The 23,566-nt window shown below is 65.7% G+C and carries 21 protein-coding genes and 1 tRNA gene; 5 read left to right on the top strand and 17 right to left on the bottom strand.

The genetic code is table 11. The features are described from left to right. Positions 1-5: 5 nt before the first annotated feature. The gene (locus tag NX774_RS22275) at positions 6-497 is read right to left on the bottom strand and encodes a nuclear transport factor 2 family protein (RefSeq protein WP_258824484.1); all 492 of its coding nucleotides are present in this window, start codon (positions 495-497) and stop codon (positions 6-8) included. A 124-nt stretch (positions 498-621) separates the two neighbouring features. Here NX774_RS22275 and NX774_RS22270 point away from each other — a divergent pair, with 124 nt between their 5' ends. The 3 genes from NX774_RS22270 (at position 622) to NX774_RS22260 (ending at position 2,476) form a co-directional block, all read left to right on the top strand. After that, the gene (locus NX774_RS22270; protein WP_258824483.1) at positions 622-1,410 is read left to right on the top strand and encodes a LytTR family DNA-binding domain-containing protein; all 789 of its coding nucleotides are present in this window, start codon (positions 622-624) and stop codon (positions 1,408-1,410) included. 94 nt (positions 1,411-1,504) lie between these two features. Beyond that, on the top strand, positions 1,505-2,161 hold the full coding sequence (locus NX774_RS22265) for a glutathione S-transferase family protein (protein ID WP_258824482.1): 657 nt from the start codon (positions 1,505-1,507) through the stop codon (positions 2,159-2,161). 102 nt (positions 2,162-2,263) lie between these two features. Further along, on the top strand, positions 2,264-2,476 hold the full coding sequence (locus NX774_RS22260; protein ID WP_258824481.1) for an HP1242/YdcH family protein: 213 nt from the start codon (positions 2,264-2,266) through the stop codon (positions 2,474-2,476). A 251-nt stretch (positions 2,477-2,727) separates the two neighbouring features. On the opposite strand, the gene NX774_RS22255 is transcribed toward NX774_RS22260, so the two are convergent. From NX774_RS22255 to NX774_RS22245, 3 genes are all read right to left on the bottom strand, one after another. Further along, positions 2,728-3,318 carry a YajG family lipoprotein gene (locus NX774_RS22255; RefSeq protein WP_258824480.1) on the bottom strand — a complete coding sequence of 197 codons (591 nt, stop codon included), beginning with the start codon at positions 3,316-3,318 and terminating at the stop codon, positions 2,728-2,730. A gap of 14 nt (positions 3,319-3,332) precedes the next feature. Then, positions 3,333-3,905 carry a hypothetical protein gene (locus tag NX774_RS22250; protein ID WP_258824479.1) on the bottom strand — a complete coding sequence of 191 codons (573 nt, stop codon included), beginning with the start codon at positions 3,903-3,905 and terminating at the stop codon, positions 3,333-3,335. Between the two features lie 675 nt (positions 3,906-4,580). Further along, positions 4,581-4,654 (bottom strand) — tRNA-Gly (locus NX774_RS22245). A gap of 157 nt (positions 4,655-4,811) precedes the next feature. Between NX774_RS22245 and NX774_RS22240 the strand changes: the two genes are divergently transcribed. Beyond that, positions 4,812-5,561 (top strand): CPBP family intramembrane glutamic endopeptidase, encoded by a 750-nt coding sequence (locus NX774_RS22240; RefSeq protein ID WP_258824478.1) that lies wholly within the window; start codon positions 4,812-4,814, stop codon positions 5,559-5,561. 1 nt (position 5,562) lies between these two features. Here NX774_RS22240 and NX774_RS22235 read toward each other — a convergent pair whose 3' ends face one another. The 11 genes from NX774_RS22235 to leuS all read right to left on the bottom strand — a co-directional run bounded on the left by NX774_RS22235 (position 5,563) and on the right by leuS (position 21,832). Beyond that, positions 5,563-6,930, bottom strand: coding sequence for a UdgX family uracil-DNA binding protein (locus NX774_RS22235; RefSeq protein WP_258824477.1), 1,368 nt, complete (start codon positions 6,928-6,930; stop codon positions 5,563-5,565). A gap of 39 nt (positions 6,931-6,969) precedes the next feature. Then, on the bottom strand, positions 6,970-8,574 hold the full coding sequence (locus tag NX774_RS22230) for an SEL1-like repeat protein (RefSeq protein ID WP_258824476.1): 1,605 nt from the start codon (positions 8,572-8,574) through the stop codon (positions 6,970-6,972). 2 nt (positions 8,575-8,576) lie between these two features. After that, positions 8,577-10,790 (bottom strand): putative bifunctional diguanylate cyclase/phosphodiesterase, encoded by a 2,214-nt coding sequence (locus NX774_RS22225; RefSeq protein WP_370660466.1) that lies wholly within the window; start codon positions 10,788-10,790, stop codon positions 8,577-8,579. A gap of 8 nt (positions 10,791-10,798) precedes the next feature. Further along, the gene (locus NX774_RS22220) at positions 10,799-12,952 is read right to left on the bottom strand and encodes an HDOD domain-containing protein (RefSeq protein ID WP_258824475.1); all 2,154 of its coding nucleotides are present in this window, start codon (positions 12,950-12,952) and stop codon (positions 10,799-10,801) included. 186 nt (positions 12,953-13,138) lie between these two features. Then, positions 13,139-14,419: a multidrug effflux MFS transporter gene (locus tag NX774_RS22215; RefSeq protein ID WP_258824474.1), complete on the bottom strand. Its 1,281-nt coding sequence runs from the start codon at positions 14,417-14,419 to the stop codon at positions 13,139-13,141. A gap of 3 nt (positions 14,420-14,422) precedes the next feature. After that, on the bottom strand, positions 14,423-15,637 hold the full coding sequence (locus NX774_RS22210) for a THUMP domain-containing class I SAM-dependent RNA methyltransferase (RefSeq protein WP_441294964.1): 1,215 nt from the start codon (positions 15,635-15,637) through the stop codon (positions 14,423-14,425). Positions 15,638-15,800: 163 nt separating this feature from the next. Continuing rightward, positions 15,801-16,211 (bottom strand): CopD family protein, encoded by a 411-nt coding sequence (locus tag NX774_RS22205; protein WP_258824473.1) that lies wholly within the window; start codon positions 16,209-16,211, stop codon positions 15,801-15,803. Between the two features lie 16 nt (positions 16,212-16,227). Beyond that, positions 16,228-17,493: a glutamate-5-semialdehyde dehydrogenase gene (locus NX774_RS22200; RefSeq protein ID WP_258824472.1), complete on the bottom strand. Its 1,266-nt coding sequence runs from the start codon at positions 17,491-17,493 to the stop codon at positions 16,228-16,230. A gap of 118 nt (positions 17,494-17,611) precedes the next feature. Continuing rightward, positions 17,612-18,625 carry a DNA polymerase III subunit delta gene (holA, locus tag NX774_RS22195; protein WP_258824471.1) on the bottom strand — a complete coding sequence of 338 codons (1,014 nt, stop codon included), beginning with the start codon at positions 18,623-18,625 and terminating at the stop codon, positions 17,612-17,614. A gap of 9 nt (positions 18,626-18,634) precedes the next feature. Further along, positions 18,635-19,183, bottom strand: coding sequence for an LPS-assembly lipoprotein LptE (locus tag NX774_RS22190; RefSeq protein WP_258824470.1), 549 nt, complete (start codon positions 19,181-19,183; stop codon positions 18,635-18,637). A 3-nt stretch (positions 19,184-19,186) separates the two neighbouring features. Next, entirely contained in the window at positions 19,187-21,832 is a 2,646-nt protein-coding gene (leuS, locus tag NX774_RS22185; protein WP_258824469.1) for a leucine--tRNA ligase, read from the bottom strand. Between the two features lie 149 nt (positions 21,833-21,981). Between leuS and NX774_RS22180 the strand changes: the two genes are divergently transcribed. After that, positions 21,982-22,422 carry a hypothetical protein gene (locus NX774_RS22180; protein WP_258824468.1) on the top strand — a complete coding sequence of 147 codons (441 nt, stop codon included), beginning with the start codon at positions 21,982-21,984 and terminating at the stop codon, positions 22,420-22,422. Between the two features lie 4 nt (positions 22,423-22,426). Here NX774_RS22180 and NX774_RS22175 read toward each other — a convergent pair whose 3' ends face one another. Further along, the gene (locus tag NX774_RS22175) at positions 22,427-22,753 is read right to left on the bottom strand and encodes a barstar family protein (RefSeq protein ID WP_258824467.1); all 327 of its coding nucleotides are present in this window, start codon (positions 22,751-22,753) and stop codon (positions 22,427-22,429) included. 4 nt (positions 22,754-22,757) lie between these two features. Continuing rightward, on the bottom strand, positions 22,758-23,564 hold the full coding sequence (gene dapB / locus NX774_RS22170) for a 4-hydroxy-tetrahydrodipicolinate reductase (protein WP_258824466.1): 807 nt from the start codon (positions 23,562-23,564) through the stop codon (positions 22,758-22,760). Positions 23,565-23,566: the final 2 nt, after the last annotated feature.

Raw genomic sequence — 23,566 nt, 5'->3', positions numbered from 1 at the left:
GCGCCTTAACGGCTGGGGGCAGGTGCTGGCGGTGCCAGCGGCGTGGCACGGACCGCAACGAACTCCCATCCGCCAGCGGTCGGGCGCAACAGCGAGAAGGTGAAGAATTCGCGCAGCACGCGCTTGCCCTGCGCGCCATCGGGCGCTTCGATGTACACGGCGTTGTCGGTGGCGACCAGTTCGCCGATCCGTTCCAGCCGGCGCACGACGGTGCGGTGGGTCAGTCCGGGCGGCAAATTGCGGAACGAGCCGGTGAAGTAGTCGAGCAGCGCGGCCTTGCCTTTCAGCTCGGTCTTGCCGATGGTGCTGGTCGCGTCTCCGGCATAGAACGCCACCATGGCGGCGGCGTCGCGGCGGTTCCAGGCATCGTCGGCGCCGCGTGCCAGCTCGGCCATGCCGGCGGGCAGCACGACGTCGTCGGCAGCGGCGGGCCCGGCCAGCACGGCGGACGACAGCAAGGCAAAGGCGATCAGGCAACGGCGGAAGGGATTGGTCATGGTGGCTCCTGTTGTGGTTAAAATGGCCACCTTAGCCAATCCGCGAGACGTGCCCAAGCGCAAATTCGCCAATCGACACCGCCTTACGCCAGTGCCCGGACAGATGCAATCCACGAATCGCGAAATGAAGCTGCACCGCATGCTCGCGCAGCTGGCCATTGCCGCCGGGCTGGGCGTGATGTTTGCGATCATTGGCCCGTTCGGCACCTACGGCGAGCTTGGCGCCACTGCGCGTTACGCCTACTGGGTCGGCCTGGTGCTGGTTGGCTACCTCAACATCGTGCTGTGCGCCCATGCACTGGCCCGGTTCCGGCCCGGCTGGGGACAGCGCTGGAGCATCCCGCTGGTCACCCTGCTGTCGGCAGTGCCGACCTCGTTCGCGGTGGCGTGGGCCGAGTCGCTGCTGCGGCTGGGGCACCCGGTGGCGCTGGCGGTGATGCCGCGCGTGTACGGGAGCGTGGCCGTGGTCCAGCTGGTGGTGCTGCTGTTGCTGACCCGCTTGCAGCCGGCGGGACTGCCGCTGGTGTCCAGCCGATCGCCGGTGCCGGCCGACATGCCCCCGCAGGCCGAACCTGATCCCGTCCCGCCACCGTTCCTTGCACGGATTCCCGCCCATCTTGGCGGCGAGCTGCTCGCGCTGCAGGCCGAAGACCATTACCTGCGCGTGATCACGGCGCAAGGTTCCGACCTGATCCTGATGCGCATGGCCGACGCCCTGCGCGAGCTGGAGGGCGAACCCGGGCTGCAGGTGCACCGCAGCTGGTGGGTGGCGCACCGTGCGGTATGCGCGGTCAAGCGCGACGCCGGCAAGACCGTGCTGGAACTATCCAACGGGATGCAGGTGCCCGTGAGCCGGACCTACCAGGCGGCCGTGCGCGCGGCTCCGTTCGAGGCGGCTGCAATCGAACGCTGATGTGGCCAGGCGCGGCACGCACCGCGTTGTCGAATTCGGCTGCGGCCATTCGTCCATACCTGTATCCCTGACACTTATCTGGAGGAGCTTGACGATGACCATCACCATCACCGCCTTTGAACGTTCGCCCGATGGCGGCAAGGGGCTGGCGCGCGACACGCGCGTACGCTGGGCGCTGGAAGAAGTGGGCCAGCCTTACCAGGTGCGCCTGGTGTCGTTTGCGGCGATGAAAGCGCCCGCGCACCTGGCCCTTCATCCTTTCGGCCAGATACCGACCTATGAGGAAGACGATCTCGCCTTGTTCGAAACCGGCGCGATCGTCCTGCACATCGGCGAGCGCCATGCCGGCCTGCTGCCGGCCGACGCCAACGGGCGCTCGCGCGCGATCAGCTGGATGTTCGCCGCCGTCAACACGGTCGAGCCACCGATCCTGGAACTGGTTACCGCAAGAATTCTCGAAGCGGACAAGCCGTGGAGCAAGGAGCGCATGCCGCTGGTCGAGGAGCGCGTGCGCGCGCGGCTCGCCCAGCTGTCGGCGCGCCTGGGCGATGCCGATTGGCTCGACGGCACGTTCAGCGCGGGCGACCTGATGATGGTGTCGGTGCTGCTGCGGCTTCGGGCGTCGGGCCTGCTGGACGCGTATCCCAACCTGGCCGCCTACGTCGCGCGCGGCGAAGCGCGGCCGGCCTACCAGCGCGCGTTTGCCGCGCAATTGGCGGTCAACATCGGGCATCAGGGGAAACCGGGCTGAATGTGTCGCGGGCCGGGGCTCGGCTTTTCAATGCTTTCTGGTGCTCATCCATGGGCGTAGAATGAGTTTGTCAACAATATTCATTAACCGAGGGAGTACATCATGTTTCCGGAATACCGCGACCTGATCACGAAACTGAAGACGACGGACCACCATTTCCAAAACCTGTTCGACAAGCACAACGAGCTGGACCAGCAGATCAAGAACAAGGAAGCGCATGTGTCCGAGGCCGAGATCGAAGACCTGAAAAAGCAGAAACTCGTGCTCAAGGATGAGCTGTACGCCATCCTGCGCAAGGCCAGCGCTGCTGCCTGAAGAGAGCAGGCGTAGTTTCACGAAAAGGCGGCGCGATGCGCCGCTTTTTGCTTTTTGGGCTGGAGGCAGCGGCCGCATCAGCAGACTACCGATGGGCTTCCTGGCGGCTCAACCTTGTCCGTTAGATCGATCGCACGGGCACCGCGATGAGAAATAATCCGTAGACAGCCCAGTGCGTCCACCGGGAGTAGATATAAGTGATTGCAGCCGCATGAAGTTGCGCAATCGAACAATTGTGTTGCTGAGCGAACTCAGCGTAAGTCCGAGGCTTCAAGAAGTACGCGTTGCATTTTTAGTAGCGCTTCGCGTGCCGCCCGGATACCCGACTCCGAGGCGAACGTAGCAGGATGCGGTTGTTCCGAGAAAACGAATCGTCCGTTGCCAGTCACCTCTTTAGTAATCGTGGCTCCGGAACTCAAGTCAACCAGCGAAAGTTGCAGCGTCATTGTGAAGTCAGTGGGCCACCAAATTGCCCATACGGCGGAGGATGAGTTCGTAGAAATCTGAGGCGCAATAAGAAAGTCAACGCCGCGGCGTTTCAGCTCCGCAGTGTCAGGCGGTGCCGTCAAGACCTTCGCACTGGCAAAGTTGTTTTTGAGAAGCCTAATCAGGTTAAGCTCCAGATCTTGATAGGGCTTGTAGGTGACGCTTTCGCCGCCGCCGCCCGGTGTGGTCACTTCCTTGTTTCGAAGGTCGTTGGAAATATACAGGGCGACGGTTTTAGGCGACCTAGACGCCGTCGGCGGCGGCTCGATATCAGTGAGGCCTGGCGTGATCGAAATCGTGTGCGCACAACCGGTAAGCAGCGATAGCGCAATGAGGAGAGCGAATAGTCGGATCATAATCGCAGCTGGATTTAGTAGAGGGAACCCGGTTGCGGGTCATATAATGCGATCCCAAAATTGGGGTAATACGTTTCCGCCAGGAGTGTTAGATCCTGTAACGTAATTGCCAGCGGCTTGATCTTGAAATGAATAGTAAACCCGGAAAACGATTTTGACGCTGAAAACTTGCCCAGATATGCAACGCGCCCCGGTGTCACCGTGAACTGCAATTTTTCCGACTGAGGAAGCTCTTTACGAGTCGATTTCTCCTTGTAAAAACTGTTGTAAGTCAGCCAACTCGAGATGCGATAACGACCGGGAGGCAATTGAATCATTGTTAGCCTTTCGCCAAGCTGAAACTTCTGGCTTGGGTCCGTGAAGGGCAACACGGTCTCTTCGCCCCCGTTCATGTTGGTGATGCCCAGTCCGAACTCCTCTAACGTGGGAACAAAGACGCCAGCCACGTAGCCTCTGTCAGCCCTCGGGATTTCGGCACGTGGCGTCACCGGTTGGATAGTGATGCACCCGTGCAGCAGTAATGCGGCTGCAGCAGTGATTAGACATTTGAGGACTCCGCTAGCTGGGCACCTGAGAGTGTTGCGCATGAAATACTCCTAATCAGAAGCGGCAAGCAACCGCTTAAGAAGATATTACCAATATATTAATGAATATGCGACGGGGAAATGTGCCACAGATGTCGCGCGAAACTGTGACGATGTCCTCCACCCCGATCGTGGTGTCCAGCTGTGTTTCGAACTAGCCGATGATCCCCGGGAGGTCACCGCCCAGCAGCTTCAGAGGCTCTATTTGGAATTGCGTAAAGCACTGCTTACGGTCAATGGCAACCAAGTCGCTTAAGCGCGATACCTGAATGACCAATCGCATCATTCATCCACGCTTATGCAGAATGACCGCTTCTGGCCGATAGCGGCCCCTATTTTTAGGCTCAGTGTCTGCGCTTCTGTCGCCCTCAGGGGAAGTGAAGTTCTCTATAGACGTTCCCAGCCCTTGATCTAGAAAAAGCTTACGCACGTCACCGAATGATCAAAAAAACCATTTTTGCTCGCTTAGGTCGGCGGTCAATGGCCGGGCGCACGGGGCCCAAAAGATGAGCGGCTTAGCTAATTTTGCTTTTAAGACTTCGTACAAGGGGGCAAGACGATCTCAGCGAAGGTGCCTACACCCGGAACTCAAGCTTCGTGAGGACGACGCCAGAAAGGCAGGCTGAGCGGGAATTCTGCGGAAAAAAAGGGGGGGAAGACGTGAGTCTTTGACTTTATTGGAGCGGGTGAAGGGAATCGAACCCTCGTCGTAAGCTTGGGAAGCTTCTGCTCTACCATTGAGCTACACCCGCGAAGGACACCCGGCATTCTACGCGCCTTTGTGCTCAGCTGACAAATTTTTGGTGGAGCACGCTTGACCTGGCACGTACCCAGCGGTCACGTCTGCACGTTGACAAAGAGGCAGCATCCCCACTACAGTTGCCGCCAAATTAACAACGGGATGCGGACATGGCGCTCAGGATGGCGGTCGAAATTTTCATGGCGCTGACGGCGCTGGCTTTGGGCATCGCGGCGATCGTGCGTGCGCGCCGCGCGGGCGAACCGGTGCTCGACCTGCTCGGCCTGCGCTGGGGCCCGACCGCCGGGCGCGACCTGCTGGCCGGCATGGCGATCACCGGGCTGGCGATGGGAGGCGTCTTCGTTGCCGAACTGGGCCTGGGCGCGATCACCACCGCGCCGGCCACGGCCGGTTCCAGCCTGCTGGTGCTGGCCCCCGTCAAGCTGGCGTTCACGCTCAAGGAAGAGATCATGATGCGCAGCCTGCTGCTGACGGGCCTGCTCATGGTGCTGCGCGGCCGCGCCGCGCTGGCGGTGGGCCTGTCGGCGCTGGCGTTCGGCTGCATCCACCTGACCAATCCGGGCGCGAGCCTGCTGTCGGTGCTGGGCAATACGCTTGGCGGCGTCATCTATGGCGGCGCATTCGTGCTGGCGCGCAACCTGTGGCTGCCGATCGGGCTGCACTTCGCGTGGAACTTCGTGCAGGGCCCGCTGCTCGGCTTTCCCGTCAGCGGCATGGACGCGGGCGGCCTGCAGCAGGTGCACGACCTGGGGCCGGCCTGGCTGACCGGCGGCAGCTACGGCCCGGAAGCGGGACTAGTCGGCATCGTCGCGCGTTTCGTGGTGATGGCGCTGCTGCTGCTGTGGGTCGGCGCGCGCGCCCGCGGCGCCAGCCCTGCGCTGCAAGCGGCCGCCAGCTGATTCAGGCGGCGCCGGGCTTGTCCACGAGCTCCTGCGCCATCCGCAGGCCCTCCACCATGGTCGCAAACGCCTGCTTGCGCGCGGCCTCGTCCGGCACCCGCAGCGCGTACGAGGGGTGGTAGATGGTCACTACCCAGCGCCCCTCGTGGCGCAGCGCGCGCCCGAGCATGTCCTTCAGCGTGACATGGCTGGTGCCGAGCACCGACTTGAGCGCCGTGGTGCCCATGGCGACGATAACCTGCGGCTTGACCTGCGCGAGCTCCTTTTCCAGCCAGTAGCTGCACGCCTCGATCTCGCGCTGGGCCGGCGTCTTGTGCATGCGCCGCTTGCCGCGCGGCTCCCACTTGAAGTGCTTGACCGCGTTGGTGACGTACACGGCGCGCCGGTCCACGCCGGCCGCCTCGCACACGCGGTCGAGCAGCTTGCCGGCCGGGCCGACGAAGGGCGCGCCGGCGATGTCTTCCTGGTCGCCCGGCTGTTCGCCCACCAGCATGATGCGCGCGCGCTTGCTGCCCGCGCCGCCCACCGGCTGGGTGGCGTGCTGCCACAAGTCGCAGCGGCGGCATTCGTCGAGCGTTGCCGGGTGCTGGCCCGGATCGCCGCCGGCCGCATCATCGCCAGCCGCGCCGGAACCGCGCCGCGTGCCGGCGGCCAGCAGCGGGATCACGCGCTGCGCCCCCTGCCCCGGCCCGGCCGGGTACACGCTGCGATAGTAGTCGAGCCAAGGCGCGATGCCGTCGCCGGTCAGCTCGGCCGCGTCGGCCACCAGCGGGCCGCAGTTGTGCAGCGTGGCGCCGTCCCACAGCACGCTCGCGTCCGGCGTGGCGATCATCCAGCTCACGCGCCCCATGCGGCTGACGAAGTGCTCGGCCACCTGCGGCAGCACGTCGTGCGCCGGCGCGTACCAGGCGACGAAACGTGGCGGCCCCGCATCTGCCGCGCGCTCGTGGAATCGGATCTTGTCCTGCATGTCGTGCTCCTCACGCCGCACTGCCGCCACCATCGCGTGCAGGCGTTGCCAGTCCGGGTCGCGGTCGGATGCGGCCTGCTCGCCGTGCTGCCAGCGCCACACCAGCCGGTACAGCAGCGCCCAGCGGTCGGGCGCGCGGCAACAGGCGGCGGCATGCAGCAGGTCCATCAGCCAGCGCGGCAAGACCGGCGCCGGGGCGGGCTTGTTCAGTTGAATGGACGCATTATGCGGCGCGGGCCGGGCGGCTGGCGCACCCGAGAACGGCGCGGCCCAATCGACCGCATCGGGCGCAACGCCGGCAGCCAGCAGCTCGCGCGCGGCCTCGCGCCATTCGGCAAAGCTGCGTGGCGCTGCGGGCGGCGGGACGGGACCTGGACGGATTGGCTCGATACTGTACATGCATACAGTATAAGCCGGCGGCGAGACGGCTGGCGTCCGCTAGGCGGTGTGCGCGCCGGCCAGCAGGCGCTGCGCGCGTTCGAGCTGGTCGGGCTCCATGCGCAGGCGGATGCGCTCGGCGTAGCGCGCCGCCCCCGGGGCATTCGACATTGCCGCGCGCTGCAGCCAGCACCAGGCCGCGACCAGGTCGCGCGCCACGCCCTGCCCGCTCGCGTACATCACGCCGAGGTTGAACTGTGCGCGCCCGTGGCCCTGGCGCGCGGCGGCCAGGTACCAGCCGTGGGCCTGCTCGTAGTCCTGTTCCAGGCCGGCGCCGCCGCAGTCGTGGCGCAGCGCCAGCGCGAACTGGGCCAGGGCGTGGCCCTGCCCGGCGGCCTTGCGGTACCAGTCGCACGCTTCGAGCGGGTCGTGGCCGCCGTCCTCGTCACGGTCGAGCAGCGCGCCGACCATGTACTGCGCCGGCGCGTATTCCTGCGCGGCGGCGCGGCGGTACCAGTGCAGCGCGCGTGCCAGGTCCTGCTCCACGCCGATGCCGTTCTCGAAGCGCAGTCCCAGGTCGAACTGGGCGCGCAGGTAGCCCTGCTCGGCCGCCTTGGCATACCAGGCGATCGCCTGCGCCGGGTCGGCCGGCACGCCGGTGCCGCTGTCATACAGTTGCGCCAGGTGGTACTGCGCGCCGGGCAGGCCCTGCTCGGCGGCCTGGCGGTACCAGTGCGCGGCCTGCGCGTGGTCCTGCGCCACACCCTTGCCCAGCTCGTAGCGCAAACCGAGATTGTCCTGCGCGCCGGCGTGGCCCTGCTCGGCGGCCCTGCGGAACCAGGCCAGCGCCTGTTCCTCGTCGCGCGCCACGCCATGCCCGCTGTCGTAGATCAGCGCCAGGTTGAACTGCGAGCTGGCGTGTCCCTGCTCGGCCGCGCGCAGGTACCAGCGAATGGCGCGCGTGGAGTCCTGCTCCAGGTCGATGCCCTTGTCGTAGCGTAGCGCCAGGTTGAACTGGGCCGGCGCATAGCCCTGCTCGGCGGCCTTGCGGAACCAGCCCAGGGCCTGCTGCGGATCGCGCGCGGCGCCCTGCCCGCCGTCGTAGCGCAGGCCCAGGCTGAACTGGGCACGCGCATGGCCCTGCTCGGCCGCGCGCCGGTACCACTGCATGGCCTGGTCCTGGTCCTGCGGCACGCCACGGCCGGCTTCGTACATCAGGCCCAGGTTGTGCTGCGCGTTGGGGTCGCCCTGCGCTGCCGCCAGGCCAAACCAGTGCAGCGCCTGTTGCACGTCGGCCGCCACGCCCAGGCCCTTGGCGTACAGCCAGCCCAGGTTGTACTGGGCGGCGGCATAGCCCTGCTCGGCCGCGCGCTGGTACCAGTAGAAGGCCTGCTGGTAGTCCTGCGCCACACCTTGGCCCTTCTGGAACATCACGCCCAGGTTGTACTGGGCCTGCGCCAGCCCGCCCGCGGCCGCCATGCGATACCACGCGACGGCCATCTCGTAATTCTTCGGCACGCCCTGGCCGTTGACATACATGAAGCCCAGGCTGTGCTGGGCGTTGGCGTTGCCCGCCTCGGCCAGCGCCTTCATGCGCACGAACTCGGCGCTCGGGCGCTGGTTGCCCGCCGCCGTGGCTTCGTGGATGCTGGCCGCCTCGCCCATCGCTACGCCTGGATCGCGACGGCGCCCTGGCCGCCTGCCTGGCCGCGCAGCGCGCCGATAAAGTCGGGCAGCGCGATCGGCCGGTAGTACAGGTAGCCCTGCATGGTGGCGCAGCCGTTGGCCTCGAGGTAGCGCGCCTGCGCCTCGGTCTCGACGCCTTCGGCCACCAGGTTCATGCCCAGCCCGCGCGCGATCGAGATGATCGCCAGGATCACCGGGTAGTGGCCATGCTCGTCATGGATCTCCTTGACGAACGACTGGTCGATCTTGATGGTGTGGATCGGGAACCGGTGCAGGTACGACAGCGACGAGTAGCCGGTGCCGAAGTCGTCGATCGCCACCGACACGCCCAGCTGGCACAGCTTGTTGAGCTGCTCGATGGCGTACTGCGGGTTGCGGATGCAGATGTTCTCGGTGATCTCGACCTCGATCTGGGCGGGCGCGATGCCGTAGCGCGCCAGCGCCCCGCGCATCTTCTCGAAGAAGTCGCCACGGTCGAGGTATTGCGGCGACACGTTGAGCGACAGGCGCACCGGCCCGGTCGCGGCCTGGTTCCACTTGAGCATGTCGCGGCACAGCGCGCCGATCATCCAGTCCGAGATCGGCAGCATCAGGCCGTTCTCCTCCGCGAACGGCAGGAACTCGCCGGCCGACAGCAGCCCGCGCTGCGGGTGGTTCCAGCGCATCAGGCCCTCGGCGCCGACGATGCGGCCGGTGACCACGTCGATCTGCGGCTGGTAGTACATCTCCAGCTCGTCGTTCTCGAGCGCGTTGCGCAGGCTGCGTTCCAGTTCGATCTTCTGGGTCGATACATCCTGCATCGACGCGTGGTAGAAGCTGTGGCCGTTCTTGCCCAGCCCCTTGACCTGGTACATGGCGATGTCGGCGTGGCGCAGCAGCTCGTCGATGGTCTCGCCGTCGCCCGGATAGATCGCAATGCCGATCGAGGCCGAGATGTGCACCTGGTGGCCGTCCAGGTCGAACGGCTGGTGCAGGCACTCGAGGAACTTGTCGGCCACCATGCAGGCGTCGGCGCGGTCGCGCAGTTCCGGCAGCACGATGGTGAATTCGTCGCCGCCCTGGCGCGCCAGCGTGTCGCCGCGGCGCAGGCATTCCTTCAGGCGCAGCGCGGCCTGCTGCAGCAGCTCGTCGCCCTTGACGTGGCCGAGCGTGTCGTTGACCAGCTTGAAGCGGTCCAGGTCGATGAACATCACGGCCAGCTCGGTGCCCTTGCGCTTGGCCTGGATCAGCGCCAGGCCCAGGCGGTCCTTGAACAGGATCCGGTTCGGCAGGTCGGTCAGGATGTCGTGGTAGGCCTGGTACGAGATCAGTTCCTCGGCGCGCTTCCTGTCCGTGATGTCGCGTGCCACGCCGTAGGTGCCGAAGAACTCGTGCTTCTTCACGTCGTGGTCGGGCACGTGCATGCCGATCGAATTGAGCGCGATCGTCATCAACGTGTTGTTGAAGGTGCGCTCGTGGCCGCTGCCGGTACGGCACTTCAGGCGCAGCTCGACGTTGCGCGAGGCGCGGTCGTCGGAGCGGCGTTCGTTGAACACGTAGCGCGCGCGTTCCAGGTCTTCCTCGTGCACCACCACCGAGTAGTGTTTGCCGATCAGCTCTTCGCGCGTGTAGCCCAGCAGCTGCGAGGCGCGGTCGTTCACGAACGTGAAGCGGCCTTCGTGGTTGAGCGTGTAGATGATGTCCGGCGAGCTGTCCACCAGGTAGCGGTACATCTTTTCCGAGTTTTCCAGCTGCTGGGCGATGCGCTCGTTCTCCAGCTTCAGGCGGCGCTGCGCGAGCGCGTTGGCCACGGTCTTGAGCAGCTCTTCACGGCTGTAGGGCTTGCGCAGGTAGTCGTAGGCGCCGCGCTTGACGGCGCCGATGGCCGCGTCGATCCCGACCTCGCCGCTCATCACGATCACGTCGGCGTCGATCTGTTTGGCGTTGATGAAGTCCATGATCTCGTGGCCGCCGATGTCGGGCAGGCGCAGGTCGAGCAGGACCAGGTCGAAGCGCAGCCGCGACAGCTGGGCCAGCGCCTCGCTGCCGGAGCTGGCGGTGACGAGATGGTAGCCGCGGTCGCGCAGCAGTTCGTGGAGCGACGCCAGCAGGCGCGGTTCGTCGTCCACCAGCAGCAGGCGCGGCTGCATGTCGGCGTCGAACGGGGCGGCGCCGCCGTGAAGCATGGTGGCGGTGCTGGCGGTATTCGGTGTCATGGTCATTTTCAGGCTGATCCGAGAACACGCGCCGGCAGGGCCGGCGGCGCGCTCACGCCGGCGCTGGTGGCGGCCGGCAGCAGGATTTCAAATGCAGTGCCGGTGCTGCCGCTGCGGCAGGCGATGTGCCCGCGCAGCTTCTTCACCAGGCTGTGGACAATGGACAGGCCCAGACCATGATGGGCGCCGTCCTTGGTACTTTTCACGGCAGAGAACAGATTGGCCAGCACGTCGCGCGGCAGGCCCGGGCCGGTGTCGGCGACGGCCAGCTCCACATACAGGGTGCGGTCGCGGTTGACCAGGCCCCGGCTGGTGATTTCGATGCGCCCGCCGGTCGCTTCCAGTGCCTCGACCGCGTTCTTGACCAGGTTGACCAGCACCTGCTTGAGCATGTCCGCGTCGCCGTCGATGCGTGCGTCGTCCTGCACCGACAGCACCACGTCCACGTTCGCAGGCAGGAAGCCGGTGGTGCGGAACAGGCGCAGCACTTCGTTCGCGACCTTGGCCACCTGCACCGAGTCCGGGCTGGTGGCGGCGGGCTTGAGGTCCGCCAGGCCGTTGATCAGCTGGCCGACGCGGTCGATTTCCTCGTTCAGGATCGACATCTCGCCCGAGACCGGCTCCTGGCGCGCAAGCTTCTCGTCCAGCACCGACAGGTAGTTCTTGATGATCGAGAGCGGGTTGTTCACCTCGTGCACCACGCGGCGCGAGGCTTCGCGGTATTCCTCGGCCACCTGGGCCAGCTGGCGGCGCGCGTGGCCGCGTTCGGACAGGGTGTTCTCGAGCGCGGTGGCGGCCTGCGCGCCGAACGACTTGAGGAAATGCTCGCGCTTCTTGACGGCGCCGAACTGCCACGCCGGCAAGCCGCCCACCAGCACGCCCAGGCAACGCGCGCCCGCCACCAGCGGCACGCACACCATGCTGTCGCTGCCGAGCATGCGCAAGAGCTGCTCTTCGGCCAGCCCGAGCCCCTGGTCGTCGCGCCGCACGAATGCGGTCTGGCGCGCCAGCGCGCTGTGCGCCACCACGCCGCCGCGCGCGAGCGGGATCGAAAATTCGGCCAGGCGGGCCACGCCGCCAACCGGTGCGCCAACCAGCGCTTGGCCGGTCGGGTTCTCGAGCAGCACCAGCGCCGACTCGAAGTCGAACAGCATGCGCGCCGAGCGCACCATCGATTCGAGCAGGCCCGCTTCTCCTTGCTGGCGCGCGAATGCCTGGCCGATCTCGGAGACCAGCACCAGGTTGCGCATCTCGTCGGACAGGCGCTGCGCGACCGGGTCCAGCTGGGCCGGCGCCTGCGCGCTCGGGGCCGGGATGTCGTCGGCGCCCGCCAGGTCGATGCCCAGGTGCTCGGCCGACTGCATGACCTGGCGCTCGGCCAGCGCCAGGATCTCGTCCAGGTCGGGGCGGGCCAGGCCGCACAGGCCCGCGCCTTCGAGCAGCGCCGCCTCGTCGTCCGCGTGCGCGGCCATCAGGTGCGCCAGGCGCACGATGCGGATCAAGGGATGGGCCGACTCCAGGCGGGAACTGGCCTCGTGGTGGTACAGCACCGAATCGGCAAGGAAGGAGTCGAGCTGCCAGCGCTCGATCAGCCAGGCACCGGCCTCGGTGTGGGTGATCTGCAGCGTGCGCTGCTCGACCGCGCACAGGTCCTCGTCGTCGCGCGCGGTGAAATTGAAGGCGTATTCGCGCGGCGCGGTGGCCAGCAGCGCAAGCCGCCCCACGTTGTGCAGCAGGCCGGCCAGGTAGGCTTCCTCGAGCGAGCCGTAGCCGGTGCGGCGCGCCAGCTCGCGCGCGACCACGGCCGCGGTCAGCGAATTCTTCCAGAACGCGCGCAGGTCGGTGCTGCCGGAATGGGGGAAGTTGTTAAAGGTCTGGAACACCGACTCGCTGATCACCAGCGTCTTGATCATGTCGGTGCCGAGCGAGACCAGCGACTGCTCCAGGTTGGCGCTGCGCGTGCCGCGGTGGTAGGCCGAGCTGTTGGCCACGGCGAGGATCTTGCCGGTCATGCCGGCATCCTGCGCGATCAGCGCTGCCAGCTCCGGCATGCCCAGGTCGTCGGCTTGCAGGTGACCGATCAGCTTGATCAAAATCTGCGGCATGGCCGGCAGGCGCGCGATCAGCAGGCGATTGCGGATGTCCTGGTCAGGTTGGTGCATTGGTCTCGGGCTGGGCCACCCAGGGCGGGCGGCGGTTAGCTGCTGTCAATACTGATCTTGCGAGTATGGAAATGTTTCTTGTTCCATTTCCCCGCTGAAATACTTTAGCTTAGCATATATACACGAGTTGTGATTCCAACACAACAGTTTCCGCACAGATTCTCATGTTTGCCACGTTCCTGCCGTTTACATGGCCCCATTGGCGGCCTGGCGGTAGCGGTACCAGCGCGACACCAGCCAGCACGCCAGCGCCGCCAGCGCAAAGCCGGCCTGGCCCAGCGCCAGCGCCAGCACCGAGTGCGACAGCGCCGGCGAGATCACCCCGGCCACGATCGCGCCCAGCAGCGTGGAGACGAACGACTGGCACGAGGCGACCGTGCCGCGGATGTGCGGGAACAGGTCGAGCGCGAGCAGCGTGGCGCCCGGTGCGATGATCGAGCTGCCGAAGGTGAAGAAGAACATGGGCAGCACGGTCCACGGCAGCGCCGGCGGGTTGAACAGGTGGTAGCCCACGTTGAACGTGACCGCGCACAGCATGAAACCGAAGCCGATGCCGATCTGGCGCGCAAAGCTCATCTTGCCGGCCATGCGGTTGGCCGTCAGCGCGCCCAGGAAGATACCCGACACCGACGGGATGAACAGCCACGCGAACTGCGACGGTCCCAGGTGCAGGTGCACCGGCATGAGCACCGGCGCGGCCGAGATGTACAGGAACAGGCCGGCAAAGTTCAGCGCCACCACGCCCGACTTCATGTGGAACAGGAAGGAGCTGAAGATCGCGCCGTAGCTGTGCGCCACGAAGCGCGGGTTGAACGGCTGGCGCTTCTCCCTGGGCATGGTCTCGGGCAGGTGCTGCCAGCAGACCCACCACAGCACCAGGCTGTAGGCGAACAGGGACAGGAAGATGGCGCGCCAGTCGAACAGCGTCACGATCCAGCCGCCCAGCACCGGCGCGATGGCCGGCGCGATCGAGAAGATCATCGTCACCATCGACAGCAGGCGCGCGGCCGGCGCGTCCGAATACAGGTCGCGGATGATGGCGCGGCCGACCACCACGCCGGCCCCCGCCGAGACGCCCTGCAGGATGCGGAACACCCACAGGTAGTGCACCGAATGCGAGGCGGCGCAGCCGAAGGTGCCCAGCGCGAACACCACCAGCGCGGTCAGGATCACGTTGCGGCGGCCGTAGGCGTCCGACAGCGCGCCATGCCACAGCACCATGCCGGCGAAGGCCAGCATGTACGCCGTCAACGTCTGCTGCACCTCGATGCTGGACGCGTGCAGGTTGGCCTCGATGCGCGGAAAGGCTGGCAGGTAGGCGTCGATCGAGAACGGCCCCAGCATCGACAGGCCGGCCAGCAGCGTGGCCAGGCCGCCGGCGCTGAGCATCGTGACCTTGTGGGGTGTGGGCAGCGGGACGGGCGTTACCGGATCTTTGGGCAGGTTGGGCGGCTCTGTCGGAAGCATGGATCAAGATTGCGGCGAGGCCTGCTTGGGTTTGGCTTCCTCGCGGCGGTTGAAGCCGGCCACCATGTCGAAGCGGAACAGGCGGCACTCGAGCGCGCCGTTGAAGAACGGCGTCTTGCGCGCCTCCTTCAGGCGCAGCAGCTTGGGCAGGGCCAGGTCGGCCGTGAACAGGAATACCGTCCAGCCGGCAAAGCGCTGCTTGAGCGTGGTGGAGAAGCTGGCGTAGAACTGGTTGGCCATCTCGTCCTGCGGCAGCGTGCGGTCGCCGCGCACGCCGATGCGCTCGCCGTACGGCGGGTTGGTCAGCAGGATGCCCGGCGTGGCCACCGGCGGCTGCACCTGCTGCGCCTCGATCTGCTTGAGCGGCACTTCGAACAAAATGCCGGCACGGCGCAAGTTATGGCGCGTCATCGCCACCATGTCGCCCGAAATGTCCGAGCCGAAGATGGTGGGTTCGGCCGGCAGCGCATTTGGCTTGATCGCCGTTTTGATCTGCTGCCAGGCGTCGCGGTCGAAGTCGCGGAATTTTTCGAACGCGAAGCGGCGGCGCGCGCCTGGCGGAATGCCCTGCACCATCTGGGCCGCCTCGATGAGGATCGTGCCGGAGCCGCACATCGGGTCGAACAGTGGGATTCCCGGCTTCCAGCCGGCCACGCGCAACAGGCCCGCAGCCAGGTTCTCGCGCAGCGGCGCGTCGCCCGTCTCCTCGCGCCAGCCGCGCTTGAACAGCGCCTCGCCCGACGTGTCGAGGTAGATCGTGAAGTTGCGCTGGTCGAGGAAGCCGAAGATGCGCATGTCCGGCGTGCGCGTGTTGACCGACGGGCGTTTGCCGAACTGGTCGCGGAAACGGTCGCACACCGCGTCCTTGATCTTGAGCGTGGTGAATTCCAGGCTCTTGAGCGGCGACTTGACGGCGGTGAGGTCCACGCGGATGGTCTGGTCCCAGTTGAACCAGTCTTCCCACGGCTGGGCCAGCACCAGGTCGTAGATGTCATTTTCGTTGTCGTAGCTCGACATCGCAACGCGCATCAGCACGCGCGAGGCGATACGCGAGTGCAGGTTGATGCGGTACGAATCGACGAGCGAGCCGGAGCAGTGCACGCCGCCGGGCACCTGGTTGTGCACCTTGAGCGTGGTGCTTTGCTGGGCGATCTCGCCCAGTTCTTCGGCAAGCGCCGCTTCCATGCCGCGCGGGCAGGGGCAGAAAAATGAAGTCATCGGTGTTCCCTTTGTCCGTTTAAGTAAAGACTAATACCGTTTGCACGTCGTCCCCGCGCAGGCGGGGACCCATAGAACTTGTGCGCCAAGGCAGCCGTTGACTCCGTGGCGTGCGCGGCATGGGTCCCCGCCTGCGCGGGGACGACGGTTCGAAGTTTGGTGGTTAAAAAGGTTTCACCACCACCAGAATCACAATCGCCATCAACAGCAGCACCGGCACTTCGTTGAAGTACCGGTACCACGTATGGCTGCGCTGGTTCTGGCCGCGCTCGAACTTCTTGAGCAGCGAACCGCAGGCGTGATGGTAGCCGATCACGACAATGACGAGCGCCAGCTTCGCATGCAGCCAGCCGCCCTTGAAACCGTAGCCCAGCCACAGCCAGATCCCCAGCAGCACCGCCGGCACGGCCAGCATGGTGGTGAAGCGGTACAGCCGCCGCGCCATGCCGAGCAGGCGGTCGGTGGCCGCGGCGTTGGTCTCCTGGGCCAGGTTGACGTAGATGCGCGGCAGGTAGAACAGCCCCGCAAACCAGGAAGCGATAAAGACGATGTGGAAGGCCTTAATCCAGAGCATGCGGTGCTTTCTTTTGTTATTCGCGAATCTCGCCGTGCCCGAACACGACGTACTTCAGTGAAGTCAATCCTTCCAGCCCCACCGGCCCGCGCGCGTGCAGCTTGTCATTGGAGATGCCGATCTCGGCGCCAAGGCCGTATTCGAAACCGTCCGCAAAGCGCGTCGAGGCGTTGACCATGACGGACGCCGAGTCCACCTCGCGCAAGAAGCGCATCGCATCGCTGTAGTCTTCGGTCACGATCGCTTCGGTGTGCTTGGACGAGTAGGTGTTGATGTGCTCCATCGCCTCATCGATGCCGGCGACGACCTTGACCGACAGGATCGGCGCCAGGTATTCGGTGCGCCAGTCTTCTTCGACCGCTTCGACCAGGTTCGGGTAGCCGCGCAGGATCTCGTACGACGCGGGATCGGCACGCAGCTCGACCTCTTTTGCCGCGTACAGCTCGGCCAGCCGCGGCAGCACGGTCGGTGCGATGTCGCGCGCGACCAGCAGCGTCTCCATCGTGTTGCAGGTGCCGTAGCGGTGGGTCTTGGCGTTAAGCGCGATACGTAGTGCCTTGTCGATATCGGCCTTGCTGTCGATGTAGACGTGGCAAATGCCGTCCAGGTGCTTGATCATCGGGACCGTGGCTTCCTTCATCAGGCGCTCGATCAGGCCCTTGCCGCCGCGCGGCACGATCACGTCCACGTACTCGGGCATGGTGATCAGGGCGCCGACTGCGGCGCGGTCGGTGGTGTCCACCACCTGCACGCCATGCGCCGGCAGGCCGGCCCCGGCCAAGCCTTCGGCCACCAGCTGGGCCAGTGCGCGGTTGCAGTGGATGGCTTCCGAGCCGCCGCGCAGGATGGTGGCGTTGCCGCTCTTGATGCACAGGCCCGCCGCGTCCACGGTCACGTTGGGGCGCGCTTCGTAGATGATGCCGATGACGCCCAGCGGCACGCGCATCTGGCCGACTTGGATGCCGCTCGGGCGCACCTTCATGTTGCTGATTTCACCGATCGGGTCGGGCAGCGCAACGATCTGGCGCAGGCCGTCGACCATCGTCGCGATGGCCTTGTCGGACAGCGCGAGGCGGTCGAGCAGCGCGGGAGCCAGGCCGGCCGCGCGGGCGGCGTCCAGGTCCTGCTGGTTGGCCGCTTTCAGGGCGGCGGCGTCGCGCTCGATCGCGTCGGCGATCAACAGCAGTGCCTTGTTGCGGGTGGCCGTGCTCGCGCGCGCCATCGCGCGCGAAGCCGCGCGGGCCTGGCGGCCGAGTTGTTGCATGTGTGCGGTGATGTCCATGATTCGTATGCTCAGTTTCAAACAGGGGGCAATTGCCGTAGGGTGGGCACAAGTGCCCACGCGGTCGGACGCGGCACGTATCACGGCGTGGGCACAGGTGCCCACCCTACGGCTCACGTCAGCGGGCAACCTTTAGCGCCAGCTGCAGCATCGCGTCCCAGGCGTCGCCGCCGAACTGCTTGCTGCGCAGGCCCTTGACCATCTTGTCCACCTGCGCCGCGTCCTGCAGCGCCGCTTCCAGCGTGCCCAGCGAAACGCGACGCAGCGCCGGCTCCATCATCCGCTCGCGCGGACCCCAGATCCGGTATTCCTTCAGCAAGGCCGGCAGTGGCCGCCCCTGCGCCATCCCGGCCTTCAATTTTAGCAGCGTGCGGATTTCCTCGGCCACCGCCCACAACACCAGCGGCAGCGCCTCGCCCTCGCCCTTGAGCCCTTCGAGCATGCGCGCCAGCCGCCCCGGGTCGCCCGCCAGCATCGCCTCGGACAGCTTGAACACGTCGTAGCGCGCCACGTTCATGACGGCATCGTGCACCTGCTCGTAACTGAGCTTGCCCGGCTCGTACAAGAGGCCCAGCTTCTGGATCTCCTGGTGCGCCGCCAGCAGGTTGCCTTCGACCCGGTCGGCAATGAAGTCCAGGCTGGTGCGGTCCGCGCTCTGCCCCTGCTGCGACAGGCGCATGCCGATCCAGCCCGGCAGCTGCGCGCGCTCGACATTCGGGATCTCGACGTACACCGCAGCCTGCTGCAGGCTGGCCACCCACGACGACTTGGCGGTCTGCCAGTCCAGCTTGGGCAGGGTGATCAGGGTCAGGTTGTCGGGCCCCAGGTCCTTGACGTAGCTTTGCAGCGCGGCGCTGCCGTCCTTGCCCGGCTTGCCACTGGGGATGCGCAGCTCGATCAGCTTCTTGTCCCCGAACAGCGACAGCGCCTGGTTCGCGGCCAGGAGCTCGCCCCACTTGAAGCTGCGCTCGACGGTGAGCACCTCGCGCTCGGAATAGCCCTGCGCGCGCGCGGCGCGGCGGATGCGGTCGGCCGCTTCCAGCGCGAGCAGGTGCTCGTCGCTGGTGATCACGTACAGCGGCGCCAGGCCCTTTGCGAGTTGGGCATCGAGCGCCTCAGGCCGCAGCTGCATCGCGCTCCTTTACGACGCGGCCGGCGCGGGCGATGCCGCCGGCGCGGCCGGCTTCATCGCGGCCAGGCGGCGCAGGATCTGCTGCACCAGGTCGCTCTGCATGTCGCGGTACAGCAGGTTGGCTTCGGCTTCCTTCGCCAGCACCTCCTGCTCGCTGAACGCCATGTTGCGGGACAGGCGAATCTCGGTCGGGCCCAGCAGCTGCGCGCCCTTGGCATCCGTGACGCGGAAGGTGAAGGTGTAGGTGAGCAGGTATTCGCGCACCCGGCCCAGGTTGTTCAGCGAGAGGATCTGGCGGCCACGCGCCTCGGACATCACCACCAGCTGGGCGTCCGCGCCCTCCGGCTTGTCGGCGATGACCACCGAATCGGCCGCACGCAGGTTGCGCTTGAGCTCAGTGCCCAAGGGCGACGTGTCCGGGAAGCCGACGTAGATGCTATGGAACGGCATGTTGTAGGTGCCATTCGAGCCGCGCAGCTTGAAGCCGCAGCCCGCCAGCAGTGCGACGATGAACAGCGCCGTGAACAGGCGCGCAAAAGGGAGACGGGCCGCGTTCATGGCTTACACCACGATGTTGACGAGTTTGCCGGGCACGACGATGACCTTTTTCGGCGTGCCTTCGACGAACTTCTGGGCCGCTTCCGACGCCAGCGCCGCCTTCTCGATGGCGGCCTTATCAAGGTCCTTCGGCACCTTGACCGAGCCGCGCAGCTTGCCGTTCACCTGGATCATCAGTTCGATCTCGCTCTGTTCGAGTGCCGCCGTGTCCACCTCCGGCCATTGCACGTTGAGGATGTCGCCGTACTTGGCGCCGTAGCCCAGGTCCTGCCACAGCGCGTGCGTGATGTGCGGCGCGACCGGGTTCAACAGGCGCAGGAAGATCGACAAGCCTTCGGCGATGACCGCATCGGTGGCCGCGCCCTCTTCCAACTTGCTCGACTCGAGCGTGTTGAGCATCTTCATGCAGGCCGAGACGACCGTGTTGTACTGGATGCGCTTCAGGTCATAGTCGGCCTGCTGCAGCAGCTTGTGCACTTCGCGGCGCACGGCTTTCTGCGCGTCCGACAAGCTGCCCTGCTGCTGGCCGGCCAGCGCGCGCGCCACGGCTTCGCGCTGGGCGTAGGCGAAGGCCCACACGCGGCGCAGGAAGCGGCTTGCGCCTTCCACGCCGCTGTTGGACCACTCCAGGGTCTGCTCCGGCGGCGAAGCGAACATCGTGAACAGGCGCGCGGTGTCGGCGCCGTACTGTTCGATCTGGGCTTGCGGGTCGATGCCGTTGTTCTTCGACTTGGACATCTTCTCGGTGCCGCCGATCGCCACCGGCTGGCCGTCGGCCTTGAGCACGGCCGACACCGGGCGGCCCTTGTCGTCGAAGGTCAGTTCGACGTCGGCCGGGTTGAACCAGGTCTTCTTGCTGGATGCGTCCTCGCGGTAGTAGGTCTCGTTGAGCACCATGCCCTGGGTGAGCAGGTTGACAAAGGGCTCGTCGAACTTGACCAGGCCGAAGTCGCGCATCACCTTGGTCCAGAAGCGCGCGTACAGCAGGTGCATGACCGCGTGCTCGATGCCGCCGATGTACTGGTCCATCGGCATCCAGTAGTCGTTGCGGGCCTTGTCCACCATCGCGTCATTCGAACCGGGCGAGGTATAGCGCATGTAGTACCACGACGAGTCAATGAAGGTGTCCATCGTGTCGGTCTCGCGGCGCGCCGGCTTGCCGCATTTCGGGCAGTCGCACTTGAGGAAGCGTTCATCCTTGTTGAGCGGGTTGCCGGTGCCGTCCGGGACCAGGTCTTCGGGCAGCACCACCGGCAGGTCCTTTTCCGGCACCGGCACGGCGCCGCAGTCCTCGCAGTGGATCATCGGGATCGGCGTGCCCCAGTAGCGCTGGCGCGAGATGCCCCAGTCGCGCAGGCGGAAGGTGACCTTCTTGTCGCCCAGGCCCATGCCCGCCAGGTCGCCAGCCACCGCGTTGACGGCGCCGGTGTAATCGAGGCCGTCGTACTTGCCCGAGTTGATGATTCGGATGTTTTCCTTGGCGCCGTACCACTCCTGCCAGCCTTCCAGCGAGAACGTTTCGCCTTCGACTTCGACCACCTGCTTGATCGGCAGATCGTATTTTTGCGCGAACGCGAAGTCGCGCTCGTCGTGGCCCGGCACGCCCATCACGGCGCCGTCGCCGTAGGTGATGAGCACGTAGTTGCCAACCCAGACCGGCACCTGCTCGCCCGACACCGGGTGGGTGACGCTCAAGCCAGTCGGCATGCCCTTCTTCTCCATCGTCGCCATGTCGGCTTCGATCACGCTGCCCTTCTTGCACTCGGCGATGAAGGCTTGCAGCTCCGGGTTGTCCTTGGCGGCGTGCTGGGCCAGCGCGTGTTCCGGCGCCACGGCGCAGAAGGTCACGCCCATGATGGTGTCGGCGCGGGTGGTGAAGACGAACAGCTTGCCATCGTTGATCAGCTCACCGGCGTCGTTCTTGATCTGGTGCGGGAAGGCGAAGCGCACGCCGGTCGATTTGCCGATCCAGTTGGCCTGCATGACGCGCACGCGCTCGGGCCAGCCCGGCAGCTTGTTTTCGACGTAGTCCAGCAGCTCGTCGGCGTATTCGGTGATGCGCACGTAGTACATCGGGATCTCGCGCTTTTCGATCAGCGCACCCGAGCGCCAGCCGCGGCCGTCCACCACCTGTTCGTTGGCCAGCACGGTCTGGTCCACCGGGTCCCAGTTCACGGTGCCGGTCTTCTGGTAGATGATGCCCTTTTCGAGCATCTTCAGGAACATCCACTGGTTCCACTTGTAGTACTCGGGGCGGCAAGCGGTCATCTCGCGCGACCAGTCGATCGCCAGGCCCATCGACTCCATCTGCCCGCGCATGTGGGCGATGTTCGAATAGGTCCACTCGGCCGGCGGCACGCCGTTGGCCATGGCGGCGTTCTCGGCCGGCATGCCGAACGCGTCCCAGCCCATCGGCATGAGCACGTTGTAGCCGTTCATGCGCAGGTAGCGGTACATCACGTCGTTGATCGTATAGTTGCGCACATGGCCCATGTGCAGCTTGCCGGACGGGTAAGGCAGCATCGAGCACGCGTAGTACTTGCCTTTCGGGAAGCGCGGATCGTTCTCGACGGCCTTGTAGGCGTCGATCGATTTCCAATACGCTTGCGCGGCCTGTTCGACTTCGGCGGGACTATATTTCTCTTGCATGATGTTTCTGCGGGCAAAAATTAGGGGTGGAGCAGAACATTATACTGGTTCATCTTGCACTGCGGCGTGGGCGGGGTGCAGCAGGCGCCCAGCTCGCAAAAGAAGCTACGCCGCGATGAACTGTCGCGGCTGTCGCTTGTCAAAGAAACATGACCAATCACTTCAACGCGCTCGACTACGCGCACCAGCTAGAGGCAGTCGGTGTACCGACGGCCCAGGCTGAAGCTCATGCCCAGGCAATGGCGGGGGTGCTGGAGAAGTGCCTGTCGGCGGCTATGGACAATGCCAGGCTCAAGAGCGAGCTTGAGTTCAAGATCTCGGAAGTGGCAGTGACGCTTCGCGCGGAAATAAAGGAACTTGAAGCCCGCCTGACTGGCGAAATGAAGGAGCTTGAAGCCCGCTTGACTGCGCAAGTCAACGAATTTGAAGTGCGCATAACGGCCAAAATCGAGAAAGACCTGGCCATTTGCAGAGCCGATCTCGAACGCAGGATCGACCGGCTGGAAGCGAAAATGAACGCACGGTTTCGCGCACAGTGGTGGGCGAACGGCGTGATGGTGGCAATGCTGGTCGGGCTCTACTTCCGCTAGCCGCTCAGCCCAGCACCAGCTCCAGCGCCGGCTTCTCGCCGTAGTCCTCGTAGCGCTCGTTGATGCCGATGATGCAGAACGCCATCTCCTCGAGGATGTCCTCGGCCTGCCCGCGCATCTTTTCCGCGTCCTTGACCACGATGCGCAGCACCTCGTCGTCCTTGAGACGGTACTTGGACATGCCGTCCTCGTCGCGCAGGTAGCTCAGGCAGTCCACCCAGGCGTCCATGGTCGCCTGGTACGAGTCGGGGAAGCCGAACGCGCGCTTGCATTCGGCGTGGAAGCTCGCCTCGTCGGTGATGGCGGCGCCGTTCAGTTCAGCGGTGGCCATGGCATCAAGCCTTGAGCCCGAGCACGTCGAACATGTCGTACTGGCCGCTCGCCTTGTCCGCCAAAAAGCGGGCGGCGCGCAGCGAGCCGTTGGCGTAGGTGACGCGGCTGCTGGACTTGTGGCTGATCTCGATGCGCTCGCCGATGCCGGCAAACAGCACCGTATGGTCGCCCACGATGTCGCCGCCACGCACGGTGGCAAAGCCGATGGTGGACGGATCGCGCTCGCCGGTCACGCCTTCGCGGCCGTACACGGCGCATTCCTTCAGGTCGCGGCCCAGCGCATCGGCAATCACCTCGCCCATCTTGAGCGCGGTGCCGGATGGCGCATCCACCTTGTGGCGGTGGTGCGCCTCGATGATCTCGATGTCGTAGCCTTCGGCAAAGCTCCTGGCCGCCATTTCGAGCAGCTTGAGCGTCACGTTCACGCCCACGCTCATGTTCGGGGCGAACACGATCGCGGTCTTCTCGGCGGCTTTGCTGATCGCAGCCTTGCCGGCGTCGTCGAAACCGGTGGTGCCGATCACCATCTTGATGCCGTGGGCGGCGCAGTATTCAAGGTGGCGCAGCGTGCCTTCGGGACGGGTGAAGTCGATCAGCACGTCGGCGCCGACCAGGCCCTTGTCCAGGTCGGACTGGATCACCACACCGGTCAGCTGGCCGGAAAAGGCGCCGGCATCGGTGCCGATTTCCGGCGAACCGGCCACGCCCAGCGCGCCGACCAGCTCGGCGTCAGGCGAGGCCTGCACCGCCTCCACCAGCATGCGGCCCATGCGCCCGCTGGCGCCCGCAATCGCGATCTTGATGCTCATAT

Source organism: Massilia agilis (assembly GCF_024756255.1).
GTDB classification, from domain to species: Bacteria; Pseudomonadota; Gammaproteobacteria; order Burkholderiales; family Burkholderiaceae_D; genus Telluria; species Telluria agilis.
Note: the sequence above shows the minus strand (reverse complement) of the source record. Positions and strands in the feature narration are given on the sequence as shown.